The organism is Micromonospora sp. A3M-1-15 (genome assembly GCF_024213425.1).
Lineage (GTDB): Bacteria > Actinomycetota > Actinomycetes > Mycobacteriales > Micromonosporaceae > Micromonospora > Micromonospora chersina.
This window is the reverse complement of record NZ_JANAVK010000007.1, coordinates 46,938-59,029: the sequence shown is the minus strand read 5'-3', so window position 1 is coordinate 59,029 and position 12,092 is coordinate 46,938. Positions and strand designations below refer to the sequence as shown.

Sequence of the window (12,092 nt, the reverse complement as noted above, 5' to 3'; positions counted from 1 at the left end):
CGGCATGTCGCGGATCAAGACGTTCAACCTCCCCGACCTGGGCGAGGGCCTGACCGAGGGCGAGATCCTCGCCTGGCTGGTCAAGGTGGGCGACGACATCGAGCTGAACCAGCCGATCGTCGAGGTGGAGACCGCCAAGGCGGCGGTCGAGATCCCGGCGAAGTGGGCCGGCCGGGTGCAGGCGATCTTCCACCCGGAGGGCACCACGGTCGAGGTCGGCAGCCCGATCATCTCGATCGACACCGACCCGAACGCCGGGCCGATCGAGCAGTCGACGACCGGCGCGCCGGCCGCCGAGCTCCCCACCCCGTCGGCGGCCTCGCTGGCCGCCGTCGAGGTCGCACCCGAGGAGGGCATGGTCGAGCCGGGCCTGATCGGTGGCGTGGCGCCGGGCGGGCGTACCGCCGTGCTGGTCGGCTACGGCCCGCGGAACGCGCCGGCCAAGCGCCGCGCGCGCAAGGGCGGCGTGCCGGCCCAGGCCGCGACGGCCCAGGCCGCTCCGGTCCAGGCCGCTCCGGTCCAGGCCGCTCCGGTCCAGGCCGCTCCGGCTCCGGCGCCGGCCCCGGTGGTCCCGGCGCCCGCGCTGAACGGCAACGGCCGGCCGGCCGGCGGCCCGGTGCTGGCCAAGCCGCCGGTCCGCAAGCTCGCCAAGGACCTCGGCGTCGACCTCGCCACGCTGACCGGGTCGGGCCCGCTGGGGTCGATCACCCGGGAGGACGTACAGCGGGCGGCGTCGGCCCCGGCGGCGGCCGAGCCGCTGACGGTCGCGGCGCCGGTCACGGCCGCCGCGAGCTTCGGCGCCGACCGCGAGCAGCGCATCCCCGTCAAGGGGGTACGCAAGCTCACGGCGGAGAACATGTCCCGCTCGGCGTTCACCGCCCCGCACGTCACGGAGTTCCTGACCGTCGACATGACCCGGGCCATGAAGGCCCTGGACCGGCTCCGCGAGCGGCGCGAGTGGCGGGACGTCCGCGTCTCGCCGCTGCTGCTGGTCGCCAAGGCGGTGCTGCTGGCGGTCAAGCGCCACCCGATGGTCAACTCGACCTGGGCTGGCGACGAGATCGTGGTCAAGGACTACGTGAACCTGGGCATCGCGGCGGCCACCGAGCGCGGCCTGATCGTGCCGAACATCAAGGACGCCGGCCGGCTCTCACTGCGCGGGCTGGCGGACGCGATGACCGATCTCGTGCAGACGGCCAAGGCGGGGAAGACCTCGCCGGCCGACATGTCCGGCGGCACGCTGACCATCACCAACGTCGGCGTCTTCGGCGTCGACACCGGCACGCCGATCCTGCCTCCGGGCGAGTCCGCGATCCTCGCCTTCGGCGCGGTCCGGGAACTGCCCTGGGTGCACAAGGGCAAGGTCAAGCCGCGCCTGGTCACCACCCTGGGCCTGTCCTTCGACCACCGGATCATCGACGGTGAGCTCGGCTCGAAGTTCCTCCGCGACATCGGGGACTTCCTGGCCGACCCGGAGGCGGCGCTGCTCGCCTGGACCTGACGGTCCGACCGCACCAGGCAACGGCCGGTGTGCACGGGTGAACACCCGGCACACCGGCCGTTGCCGTTGGGGAACGAAACCTCGGCCCGATGGGGCGGTTGACCTACGATCCTTAGGTACGTGGTTCAGCTCACCTAACAATCGATGGAAATTGGCGGCGTTCTGCGGTTCAATAGACACATCAAGGGGCTGACAACCGAATAGCCAGGAGGAGAGACCCAGATGAGCATGATCGAGCGAATCCGCAACCGCCGCGACGCCAACCGCCGCGCCCGTGCCATCGAGCACGCGCTGCGTTCCGCCAACTCGCCCGCGGTCCGCGAGGAGCTTCTCGCCATCGCCCAGCGTCACATGAGCTGACGCTCCCCTACTTTCCTCACCTCCTCCAGTTCGAAGACCCGCCCGGGGCGCACCGGGCGGGTCTTCGGCGTCTCACGTCGATTGACACCGGGATTCCACCTCGCCGCACCGCCCGGTACGGTGGGTCTCGGTCGCCAACCGCCCGCCCCCGGACCGATCGCCTCGACAGCAACCGATCGACATTGTCCGGTGACGTTCGGTGACGGCCGGTGCTCCCCCGGGCGCCTCCGGGCGGCCACCGGATACGGTGCGGGGAGCCCGCACGGCCGGTACCTGCCGGCGACGCCGGCAGCCATGCCGACGGTCCCGATCGGCATATCGGCGGCCGACATGTGATGGAGGAGGCGCACCCATGACGTCCGAGGCCCCGCACCGCCCTGGCCAGGAGCCGGGCGAGGTGTCGCCGGGCGCCGGCGGACCGGTGCCGTACGGCGACCGCCCGGCGCAGCAGGACAACGGGTACGGCGCGCCCGACCTCGGCTGGGCGCCGCCCCCGCCGGCCGGTCGGCCCGCGCAGCCGGCCCCCGCCTGGGCCGCGGCCGACGACCAGCCCCCCGCCTGGACGCCGGGCGGCCAGCCCGCCGCCGGCCGGGCCACCGCCCAGGTGCCCCCGCCGGCCGAGCCGGGCGGTTGGGGCACCCCCGCGCAGCCCGCCTGGGCCGCGCCCGAGCAGTCCGCTCCGGCCTGGGGCGCGCCCGACCAGGGTGCACCCGCCTGGGGCACGCCCGAGCAGGCCGGCCCCCACCGCGCCGCCGAGCAGGGGCCGCCCGCCTGGGGCGCCGCCCCCCAGAGCAACCCCACCGAGCCGACCCCGCCGGCCTGGGCGAACGAGCACGGCGGGCCCGCCTGGGGCACCGCCCCGGCTCCGGCCGGTGAGCAGCCGGCCTGGGCGCAGGCCGGCGATCCGGGCAACCGCGGCGCCGCCCAGGTGCCCGCGCCCGCCACCGTGCCGAACGAATCGTGGGCCACCCCGGCCGGGCAGAACGACCCCAACCGGTCCGGCGGGTGGAGCCCGACCGGCGGGCAGCAGGACGACGACCGCGCCGGTGGCTGGCGCCCGGCGCAGGAGGACAACTCCGGCGGCTGGGCCGTCGGGTCCGGCGCCCACCAGCAGCAGGACGAGCAGCCCGCCTGGGGCCAGCAGGGCGAGCAGGCCACCCCCGGCTGGTCGCCGGCCGATCCGCCCGCCCGCGCCGCGGCCAAGGTCTCCGTCCCCGGCGCCGTCCGGCCCGAGGCCGCCTGGCCCGGCCAGCAGGAGCAGGGCCGCTCCGGCGGCTGGCAGAACAGCCCGCAGGCGCAGGACGACGACCCGGCCCGCTCCGGCGGCTGGCAGAACGGCCCGGCGGCGCAGGACGACGAGGCGGGCCGCGCCGGCGGCTGGCCGGGGCAGCAGGACGAGCCGGCACGCGCCGGCGGCTGGGACAACGGCCGGGACGACGACCCGGACCGCTCCGGCGGCTGGGCCGCGGGTCGGTCCGCCGGCGCCGCCGAGGCACCGCAGCCGGCCACCTGGGGCGCCCAGGAGGAGCAGCGTCCCGCCGCAGCGTGGAGCGGCGCCGCGGCGGTGCCGCAGCAGCGCGAACCGGAGCGGCCGGCCGACGAGCCGGGGCAGTCGGGCTGGGGTTCCGCGGCACCCGCGCCGGCCGAGGCGCCGGCCCGGGCCAGCGCGTCCGTCCCGTCCCCCGACTCGCCGCCCGCCTGGGCCGGCAACCAGGACAACCCGGGTCAGTGGGGGCGCGAGCGGCCGGCCATCCCGGAGGCCGAGCCGTGGTCGCCCGACGAGGCGTGGGGGCGGGCCGCGGAGGCCCAGCCCGAGCAGGCCGCGTCGCCGGCCTGGGAGCCGGCCCGCGCCGACGACGGTCCGGTCTACCAGCCGGCACCGGGCCCGGGGATCTCCCCGGCCAACGCCGTGCCGCTGCCAGCGCAGGAGCAGCGGGTGCCGGGCGCCGCCCTGGCCGCCGCGCCGCCCGCCGACTACGCGCCGTTCAACCCGGGCGCCGAGTCGGGCGACCGGAACCCGCGGGCGTACGAGCCGGAGCAGTCCGCCGACGCCGGCTGGGGCACGCCCGGCCCGGCGCACGAGGAGCCGCAGTCGCCGGCCGGGCCGATGGTCCCCGGTCCGCGTACGTCGCCGGAGGCCGGCGCGGGCGGCGCCGTCTCGGCCAGCGCCTCGGTGCCGATGGCCAGCCGCGTCACGCCCCCGGCCGACCAGCCACTGCCCTCGGCCGGCGGCTCGGCCCCGCAGCCGCGGGTCTACGGCCGGCCCGCCCGCCCGGAGCCGGAGGAGGCGCCCGGGCAGGACGGCCCGAACGGCTTCCCTGAGCCGGGCCCGCAGTCGCGGACCGACGAGTCGGACCGCCAGCACGGCTACGCCGACGCGCCCCCGGTGCACTCGGCCCCGCCGTCGTCGCCCGCCGCCCCGCCGCCGTTCCCGCCCGGCGTGCCGTCCTTCATGGACGCGCCCGGCAACAACCGGCCGGTCAACGGGGTGCACCCGCACAACGGCGAGCGCCCCGGCGGGCCGCACGACCCGTTCGGACCCCCCGGTGGTCAGCGCGATCCGTTCGGCGCCCCCGGCGGGCAGCAGGACCCGTTCGGCGGGCCGAGCGTCCGCCACGACCCGTTCGGCGGGCCGGGAGGCGCTCCCGGGGACCCGTCCGGCGGGCCGGCCGGCGGCCGCGCCTCGGTCGGCGTACCGGGGTCGGGGCCGATGGGCGAGCCGGGCGGCTTCCCGCCCGCGTTCCCGCCGCCGCCGCAGCAGGCCCCGCCGGCCTGGCCGCAGGCGGGCCCGGGCGGCGACCCGGACCAGGGCCGCTTCGAGGCGTTCCGGCCGGAGGCCGAGCCGAAGACCGAGGCGCCCACGCCGAAGGTGCGCAACGGTCGGGTGCTGGCCCTGGTGCTCATCGCCGCGGTGCTGATCCTCGCCGTGCCGCTCGGCCTGCTCACCCTGCTCGGCAAGATCGGTGGGGACGACAAGCCTGCGGGCTTCGACCCCGCGGTGGGTTCCTGCGTGAAGCAGTCCGGGACGACCGCGGTGGAGGCCACCTGCGGCGAGCAGGGCGCGTTCACGGTGGTGTCGAGGGTGGACAGCAAGGACAAGTGCGCCGACCCGGCGCAGCCCCAGGTGGTCCTGCCCGGTGACGGGGCCAACCGGGTGCTCTGCCTCAAGCCCACCGGCCAGTAGAACTCCCACGACGGCGGGGCCACGGTGATCCGTGGGCCCGCCGTCGTCGTCTCTGCCGCCCGTCGTCACCTCGTCCAGTTGGGGTCGCGGCCGAGGTAGGCCAGCAGGGCGGCGACCGGGTCGTCGCCGGGCCGGGCGGGCAGCGCGGCGGCGTACGCGAATCCGCGCAGCGGCTCGACGGTCGCCCGGGCCGCCGGCATGAGCTGAGCGGCCAGCTCGGCGGTGAGCGGCGCCGGCTGCGCGGTGGCCACCGCGACGTCCCAGGCGTGGATCGCGGCGTCCAGCGCGCACGCGGCGGCGGCGAGCTGCGGGTCCATGGTCGGCACGGGCGGCAGCGGTGTGCCGACCGGTCCGGCGGCCGGGTCGACACGCGCCCATGCCGCGTCGGCGGCCTCGGTGGCACCCCGCACGACGCTCTGGACGCCCTCCTCGTGACCCCGCGGCGGGTCGAACGGGTTGTACGCCGGCATCTCGCCCGCGCCGACGGACGCCGCCCACGCGTGCTGGTCGCCGGCCGCGTGCATGAGCACCTGCCCGACGGTCCACCGGTCGCACGGGGTCGGGTCGTCGAGCCGGGCGGCCGGCACCCCCTCGGCGGCGCGGCGCAGGAGGTCGAGGGCGGTGGTGAGGACGGGGAAGCTCACGAGGCCGGTCCTTTCGTCGTGCGGAATGTTTCGTTCCGTTCTATCTTATCAGAACGGAACGATCCGTTCCACAAGTAGGGCGACCTGGTGGTCCGCTGGCGGGTGGCAGCGGCAGCGTGTCGCTCTTCACCGCCCCATCGGGTCGGGCGCCGTCCGCGGTGCGGCACGATGGGGGCATGAGCGCACGAGTACGGGCACCCGAGCTGCGCGGCCGGGGTTGGCTGAACACCGGCGGCAAGGACGTCACCCTGGCCGACCTCCGCGGCAAGATCGTCCTGTTGGACTTCTGGACCTTCTGCTGCATCAACTGCCTGCACGTGCTCGACGAACTGCGGCCGCTCGAGGAGAAGTACGGCGACGTCCTGGTCGTCATCGGCGTGCACTCGCCGAAGTTCGAGCACGAGAAGGACCCGGTGGCCCTCGCCGCCGCCGTCGAGCGGTACGGCGTGCATCACCCGGTGCTCGACGACCCCGAGATGGACATGTGGCAGCAGTACGCCGCGAAGGCATGGCCGACCCTCTCGGTGGTCGACCCCGAGGGCTACGTGGTGGCCACCATGGCCGGCGAGGGGCACGCCGAGGGGCTGGCCCGGCTGATCGACGACCTGATCGCCACCCACGAGGCGAAGGGCACCCTGCACCGGGGCGAGGGCCCGTACGTGCCGCCGGCCGCGCCGGAGACCGCGCTGCGCTTCCCCGGCAAGGCCGTGGTGCTCGACGGCGGCAACCTGCTGGTGTCCGACTCGGCCCGGCACTCCCTGGTCGAGCTGGCCCCCGACGGGGAGACCCTGGTCCGGCGGATCGGCACGGGCGACCGTGGCCACGCCGAGGGCCCGGCGGAGGCTGCCACCTTCTCCGAGCCGCAGGGGCTGTGCCTGCTGCCCCCGCACGTGGCCGAGGTGGCCGGCTACGACCTGGTCGTCGCGGACACCGTCAACCACCTGCTGCGCGGCGTGAAGCTGGACACCGGCGAGGTGGTCACGGTCGCCGGCACCGGGCGGCAGTGGCGCTCGACGGTCGACGACCACGCACACGACGCCCGCGCCGTCGACCTCTCCTCCCCCTGGGACGTGGCCTGGTACGACGACCGGGTCGTGGTCGCCATGGCCGGCATCCACCGGCTCTGGTGGTTCGACCCGACGAAGCGGACCGCGGGCATGTACGCCGGCACCACCGTCGAGGCGCTGCGTGACGGCCCGCTGCCGGACGTGTGGATGGCCCAGCCCTCCGGTCTCTCCGTCTCGGCCGACGGCGCCCGCCTCTGGGTCGCCGACAGCGAGACCAGCGCGATCCGTTACGTGGAGAACGGCGTGATGGGCACCGCCGTCGGGCAGGGCCTGTTCGACTTCGGCCACGTCGACGGCCCGGCCGACCGGGCGCTGCTCCAGCATCCGCTCGGGGTGTGCGCGCTGCCGGACGGCTCGGTGCTGATCGCGGACACCTACAACGGCGCGGTGCGCCGCTTCGACCCGGAGACGAACCAGGTCGCCACGGTGGCCGACGGACTGGCCGAGCCGAGCGACCTGGTGCTCACCACGGAGGGCGAGGTGCTGGTGGTCGAGTCGGCCGCGCACCGGCTGACCCGGCTGGCCCCGGGCGCGCTGACCGCGGCGGGCGCGAACACCGTGGACGGCCCGCGGCACAAGCTGGAGCGGCAGCCCACCGACGTGGCGGCCGGCGAGCTGACCCTCGACGTGATCTTCACGCCGGCGCCCGGGCAGAAGCTGGACGAGACGTACGGGCCGTCGACCCGGGTGGTGGTCTCGGCGTCCCCGCCGGAGCTGCTGGTCGAGGGGGCCGGGACGAGCACGGACCTGTCCCGCCGCCTGGTGCTCAGCGGCGACGTGGCGCAGGGGGTGCTCCAGGTGACCGCCCAGGCGGCCACGTGCGACGCCGACGTGGAGCACGCGGCCTGCCACCTGACCCGGCAGGACTGGGGCGTGCCGGTCCGGGTCGTGGCCGGCGGGGCGACCCGCCTGCCACTGGTGCTGCGCGGCCTGGACGCCTGACGGGCCGGGCCGCCGCTCAGGCGAAGGGGATGGGCGTGACCCCGGCGTCGATGAGCGCGGCCCGGACCAGTTCGGCGCAGCGCACCGCGCCCGGGGTGTCGCCGTGCAGGCAGATCGACTCGACCGGGCAGGGCACCACGCTGCCGTCGACGGCGACCACGGTCCGCTCGGTGGCCATCCGGACCGCCCGGGCGGCCACCTCGTCGGGATCGCTGACCAGCGCGTTCGCGGCGCTCCGCGGCACCAGCTGGCCGTTGGGCAGGTAGTTCCGGTCGGCGAAGCCCTCGGCGACCACCCGCAGGCCGGCGCCCACGGCGAGCTGCGCGAGCACCGAGCCGGGCGGGCAGAGCACAGGCAGCTCGTGGTCGTACCCGTTGACCGCGGCGACCAGCGCGGCGGCCTGGACCTCGTCGCAGGCGGCCGCGTGGTAGAGCGCGCCGTGCGGCTTGAGGTAGCGCACCCGGGTGCCGGCCAGCCGGCAGAAGGCGTCCAGCGCGCCGAGTTGGTAGACCGTCTCGTCGCGCAGCACGGCGAAGTCGTAGGCGATGTGCCGCCGGCCGAAGCCCGCGAGGTCCCGGTAGCCGACCTGGGCGCCGACAGCGACCCCGCGCCGGGCGGCGGCCGCGCAGACCCGGTGCATGGTGGACGCGTCGCCGCCGTGGAAGCCGCAGGCGACGTTGGCGGAGGTGACCAGCCCCAGCAGCGCCTCGTCGTCGCCGAGCCGCCAGATGCCGAATCCCTCACCGAGGTCAGCGTTGAGGTCCATGGAACGTCACCGTAGTACCTGGGCGGGCCTGCGCGAGCGGGGTCACGTCGTCCACCACCCCGATGACCGGGTATCCGCCGGTGGTGGGGTGGTCGGCCAGGAAGATCAGCGGTTGGCCGTCCGGCGGCACCTGCACCGCGCCCAGGACGAGGCCCTCGCTGGGCAGCTCGCCGGCCACCGCGCGGGGCAGGGCGGCGCCGGCCAGTCGCGCGCCGACCCGGTTGCTGGCCGGGCTGATGGCGTACGCGGTGCGCAGCAGCAGGTCGAACGCGGCGGGGGCGAACCAGTCCTGCCGGGGGCCGGGGCGCAGGGCCAGCCGCAGTACGGCCGGCACGGCCGGGGCGACGGTGAGGTCCACCGGGGCCGGCGGCCCGGTCGGGGCGCCCACGGGGAGTCGGTCGCCGTCGCGCAGCGGGGGCGGGCCGAGGCCGGAGAGGGTGTCGGTGGCCCGGCTGCCGAGCACGGGCTCGACCGCGATCCCGCCGGATACGGCGAGCCAGCTGCGCACCCCGGCGCGGGCGGGACCGATCCGGAGGATCGCCCCGGCGGGCAGCGACAGCGGCCGGCCCGTGTCCCCGGGCCGGCGTTCGACCAGCACGTCCACCGGCGCACCGGTGAGTGCCACGGTGACGGCCCGGGTGAACCGCAGCTCGCAGCCGGTCAGGGTGATCTCCAGGCCGGCGGCGTGCTCGGGGTTGCCGACGAGGCGGTTGGCCAGCCGCAGGGCGGCCGGGTCGAGGGCGCCGGAGCGGGGCACGCCGAGGTGGGCCCAGCCGGGACGGCCCTGGTCCTGCACGGTGGTGAGGGCGCCGGCCCGGAGCACCTCGATCACGGGCGTACCAGCCGGACCCGGGTGCCGGGGGTGAGCCGGGCCGGCGGGTCGGTGTGCACGTCGAAGAGGACCAGGTCGGTCCGCCCGACCAGCAGCCAGCCGCCGGGCGAGGCGGTCGGGTAGATCCCGGCGTACGGGCCGGCGAGCGCCACCGAGCCGGCCGGCACCCGGGTGCGCGGGGTGGCGAGCCGGGGCACGGCCAGCTCGGCCGGCAGCCCGGTGAGGTACGCGAACCCGGGCGCGAAGCCGCAGAACGCGACCCGGAACTCGGTTCGTTCCAGCCGTTCCACCACGTCGGGCACGTCGACACCCCAGTGCTCGGCGACGGCGGGGAGGTCGGCGCCGTCGTACACCGTGGGGACCCGGACCTCGGCGGCGCCGGTGGTGGCGGTGACGCCCTCCGGGGTCCACCCGGCGATCCGCGCGGCGGCGACCGCGGGGTCCGGTACGCCGTCGACCAGCACGGTGGCCGCCGCCGGGACGATCTCGACGGCGCTCAGCTCGCCCGCCGCGCGCCGGCGCCACAGCTCGGCCCGCCACGCCTCGACCTGTTCGGGGCCGTCGCAGTCGAGGAGCAGGGCGTGCGCGCCGACCGGCCGGATCCGCATTCCGCCATCCTCGCGTCGACGGCCGTGACGGTCCACACTACTTGCAAGTAACCTACGGTGTCGTAACCTAATGGGCGTGACCACCTCCGCACCGCTCCGGCTCAAGCCGGTCGACATCGGGAAGCCCCGGATGCGCGGCTGGCTGCACACCTACGCCTTCTTCGCCGCGCTCGTCTGCGGCATCGTGCTGTGCTCCATCGCCGCCGCCCGCCCTGGGTGGGCGCCGCTGGTGAGCTGCCTGATCTACAGCCTCACCGTGTGCGGTCTCTTCGGCACGAGCGCGCTCTACCACCGCCGGGTCTGGTCGGAGCGGGGCTACCAGATCATGCGCCGGATGGACCACTCGATGATCTTCGTGTTCATCGCCGGCACCTACACGCCGTTCTGCGCGCTGCTGCTGGACACCCGGCACGCCACGATCATGCTCAGCCTGGTGTGGGGCGGTGCGCTGGCCGGGGTGGCGGTCAAGCTGATCTGGCCGCACGCGCCGCGCTGGGTCTCCGCGCCGCTCTACCTGGCGCTCGGCTGGGTCGCGGTGGCGATGCTGCCGGAGATCCTGCACGGCGGCGGGGTCACCGCCCTGGTGCTGCTGAGCGTGGGCGGGGCGATCTACAGCGTCGGCGCGGTCTTCTACGCGCTGCGCCGGCCGAACCCGTGGCCCACCGTCTTCGGCCACCACGAGTTCTTCCACGCCTGCACCCTGGTCGCCGCGATCTGCCACCACATCGCGATCTACTTCGCGCTGTTCGCCTGAGCGCCGCGCGGTCCAGGAAATGCGCGAGGGCCCCGCGCCGTTGCGGGGCCCTCGACGTTCGCGGTGCGGATCAGGCGGGGTAGCCCGAGCCCGGCCGGCGCACCTCGCGGTACTCCTCGCGCACGACCCGGTCGTCCTGCACCGGCACGACCGGCTCGGCCACGACGCGCTCGCGCACCGGGGCGGCCACCACGCGGCGGCGGCTGTTCCAGAAGTAGAGCGTGGTGAGCAGGCCCGCCACACCGGCGAGCATGAGCACCCAACCCACCACGTTCAGGTTCAGCCACCCCAGGTTGGCGTCGATGGCGAACGCGAAGATCGCGCCGAGCGCGATCAGGAAGATGCTGGCACCGATGCCCATGACGTCGCCTCCTTGGCGTCCTGCTGGCGTTTCCTGCCCGCCGCGGCCATGGATGAGGTAGCGGCACACATCGACATACCCAGGCGCTCGGATCGCCAATCAGGCAAGCTGAGCGCATGACCGACGGCAGGAACCAGCAGCGGACGTTGGTGCTGTTGCGGCACGCCAAGGCCGAGCAGTCCCCGGAGGACCCGGACGAGGAGCGACCGCTGACCGCGCGCGGACACGCCGACGCGGCGGCGGCCGGCGCCTGGCTGGCCCGGCACGCGCTGCTTCCCGACGTGGTGCTCTGCTCGACCGCCCGGCGGACCCGGCAGACCTGGCACGGGGTGGCGCTGGGCGCGACCGGCTCCCCGCCGGAGGGGGGCCCGACGGGGCCGGTGCCGGCGGTGCGCTACGAGCCGGCCGCGTACGAGGCGCACCCGGACGGGCTGCTGAAACTGGTCCGCGGGGTCGACCCCGACGTCCGCTACGTGCTGCTGATCGCCCACAATCCGGGCATCTCGCTGCTCTCCGCGCTGCTCGACCCCGAGCGGGCGGATCCGGACGGGCTGCGCACCACCGACCTGGTCGTGCACCGGCCCACCACCCGCTGGGCCGACCTCGCGCCGGGCGGGGCGCCCATCACGGCCCGGCACACCGCACGCGGCTGAGCCCACCACGGCGGGTGGGCTCGGCCGGTCAGGACGGCGGGGCGGTGGGCGGCGGCGGGTCCGGCGGCGGGGGCATCATCGCGGTGGGGTGCGAAAGCCGGTTCTCCTCCACGATGAGCGTGCGTGCCCGCTTGCGGCGGTCCTGCCAGAACCAGAGCGTGGTGAGCAACACGCCCAGCCCGGCCAGGATGAACACCCAGCCGACCGCGCGCAGGTCGATCCACCAGACGTTGGCCCGGATGGCGAAGGTCATGATCGCGCCGAGCGCGATGAGAAAGATGGCGCTGCCAATGCCCATGTGCGCTGCACTCCCCCGTGCGGTGGCCCTTGGGCGTGCCCTGTCGTGGTCCGCGACGGTTACCCGCCAGGCGGCCGGCCTACCGGCCGGGGGCGGAAAACACGGCGGCGGCCGGCGAGCCT

General features: G+C 75.9%; 12 protein-coding genes. 6 read left to right on the top strand and 6 right to left on the bottom strand.

Features of this window, described 5'->3' with window-relative positions; translation table 11 throughout:
- Positions 1 to 4 precede the first annotated feature (4 nt).
- The 3 genes from NLX85_RS28855 to NLX85_RS28845 all read left to right on the top strand — a co-directional run bounded on the left by NLX85_RS28855 (position 5) and on the right by NLX85_RS28845 (position 5,045).
- Positions 5 to 1,501, top strand: a complete 1,497-nt coding sequence (locus NLX85_RS28855; protein ID WP_254340888.1) for a dihydrolipoamide acetyltransferase family protein — start codon at positions 5 to 7, stop codon at positions 1,499 to 1,501.
- Between the two features lie 222 nt (positions 1,502 to 1,723).
- A complete protein-coding gene (locus NLX85_RS28850) occupies positions 1,724 to 1,861 on the top strand; it encodes a hypothetical protein (RefSeq protein WP_165823299.1) in 138 nt (45 codons plus the stop codon).
- 352 nt (positions 1,862 to 2,213) lie between these two features.
- Positions 2,214 to 5,045, top strand: a complete 2,832-nt coding sequence (locus NLX85_RS28845; protein ID WP_254340429.1) for a hypothetical protein — start codon at positions 2,214 to 2,216, stop codon at positions 5,043 to 5,045.
- A 65-nt stretch (positions 5,046 to 5,110) separates the two neighbouring features.
- Here NLX85_RS28845 and NLX85_RS28840 read toward each other — a convergent pair whose 3' ends face one another.
- A complete protein-coding gene (locus NLX85_RS28840; RefSeq protein WP_254340427.1) occupies positions 5,111 to 5,689 on the bottom strand; it encodes a TIGR03086 family metal-binding protein in 579 nt (192 codons plus the stop codon).
- A gap of 176 nt (positions 5,690 to 5,865) precedes the next feature.
- On the opposite strand from NLX85_RS28840, the gene NLX85_RS28835 reads away from it, so the two are divergent.
- Positions 5,866 to 7,698, top strand: a complete 1,833-nt coding sequence (locus NLX85_RS28835) for an NHL domain-containing thioredoxin family protein (RefSeq protein WP_254340425.1) — start codon at positions 5,866 to 5,868, stop codon at positions 7,696 to 7,698.
- A 16-nt stretch (positions 7,699 to 7,714) separates the two neighbouring features.
- On the opposite strand, the gene NLX85_RS28830 is transcribed toward NLX85_RS28835, so the two are convergent.
- Genes NLX85_RS28830 through NLX85_RS28820 form a run of 3 tightly spaced genes read right to left on the bottom strand, consistent with a single transcriptional unit; the run spans position 7,715 to position 9,904 of the window.
- The gene (locus NLX85_RS28830; protein WP_254340423.1) at positions 7,715 to 8,464 is read right to left on the bottom strand and encodes a LamB/YcsF family protein; all 750 of its coding nucleotides are present in this window, start codon (positions 8,462 to 8,464) and stop codon (positions 7,715 to 7,717) included.
- On the bottom strand, positions 8,448 to 9,296 hold the full coding sequence (locus tag NLX85_RS28825) for a biotin-dependent carboxyltransferase family protein (RefSeq protein WP_254340421.1): 849 nt from the start codon (positions 9,294 to 9,296) through the stop codon (positions 8,448 to 8,450). Before NLX85_RS28825 ends, NLX85_RS28830 begins: the two co-directional genes overlap by 17 nt.
- A complete protein-coding gene (locus NLX85_RS28820) occupies positions 9,293 to 9,904 on the bottom strand; it encodes an allophanate hydrolase subunit 1 (protein WP_254340419.1) in 612 nt (203 codons plus the stop codon). Before NLX85_RS28820 ends, NLX85_RS28825 begins: the two co-directional genes overlap by 4 nt.
- Positions 9,905 to 9,980: 76 nt before the next feature.
- Here NLX85_RS28820 and NLX85_RS28815 point away from each other — a divergent pair, with 76 nt between their 5' ends.
- Positions 9,981 to 10,658: a hemolysin III family protein gene (locus NLX85_RS28815; protein ID WP_254340417.1), complete on the top strand. Its 678-nt coding sequence runs from the start codon at positions 9,981 to 9,983 to the stop codon at positions 10,656 to 10,658.
- A 70-nt stretch (positions 10,659 to 10,728) separates the two neighbouring features.
- Here the strand turns inward: NLX85_RS28815 and NLX85_RS28810 are convergent, their stop codons facing one another.
- Complete coding sequence (locus NLX85_RS28810; RefSeq protein ID WP_091316008.1) at positions 10,729 to 11,019, bottom strand: DUF6458 family protein; 291 nt, start codon at positions 11,017 to 11,019, stop codon at positions 10,729 to 10,731.
- A gap of 116 nt (positions 11,020 to 11,135) precedes the next feature.
- On the opposite strand from NLX85_RS28810, the gene NLX85_RS28805 reads away from it, so the two are divergent.
- Positions 11,136 to 11,672 carry a histidine phosphatase family protein gene (locus NLX85_RS28805; protein ID WP_254340414.1) on the top strand — a complete coding sequence of 179 codons (537 nt, stop codon included), beginning with the start codon at positions 11,136 to 11,138 and terminating at the stop codon, positions 11,670 to 11,672.
- Positions 11,673 to 11,700: 28 nt separating this feature from the next.
- Here NLX85_RS28805 and NLX85_RS28800 read toward each other — a convergent pair whose 3' ends face one another.
- Positions 11,701 to 11,970: a DUF6458 family protein gene (locus NLX85_RS28800; RefSeq protein WP_013283345.1), complete on the bottom strand. Its 270-nt coding sequence runs from the start codon at positions 11,968 to 11,970 to the stop codon at positions 11,701 to 11,703.
- Positions 11,971 to 12,092 lie beyond the last annotated feature (122 nt).

Coding starts and splice junctions, on each gene's coding strand:
- NLX85_RS28805 (WP_254340414.1), top strand. CDS start 11,136: ATGACCGACGGCAGGAACCAGCAGCGGACGTTGGTGCTGTTGCGGCAC.
- NLX85_RS28855 (WP_254340888.1), top strand. CDS start 5: ATGTCGCGGATCAAGACGTTCAACCTCCCCGACCTGGGCGAGGGCCTG.
- NLX85_RS28810 (WP_091316008.1), bottom strand. CDS start 11,019: ATGGGCATCGGTGCCAGCATCTTCCTGATCGCGCTCGGCGCGATCTTC.
- NLX85_RS28835 (WP_254340425.1), top strand. CDS start 5,866: ATGAGCGCACGAGTACGGGCACCCGAGCTGCGCGGCCGGGGTTGGCTG.
- NLX85_RS28820 (WP_254340419.1), bottom strand. CDS start 9,904: ATGCGGATCCGGCCGGTCGGCGCGCACGCCCTGCTCCTCGACTGCGAC.
- NLX85_RS28800 (WP_013283345.1), bottom strand. CDS start 11,970: ATGGGCATTGGCAGCGCCATCTTTCTCATCGCGCTCGGCGCGATCATG.
- NLX85_RS28850 (WP_165823299.1), top strand. CDS start 1,724: ATGAGCATGATCGAGCGAATCCGCAACCGCCGCGACGCCAACCGCCGC.
- NLX85_RS28830 (WP_254340423.1), bottom strand. CDS start 8,464: ATGGACCTCAACGCTGACCTCGGTGAGGGATTCGGCATCTGGCGGCTC.
- NLX85_RS28845 (WP_254340429.1), top strand. CDS start 2,214: ATGACGTCCGAGGCCCCGCACCGCCCTGGCCAGGAGCCGGGCGAGGTG.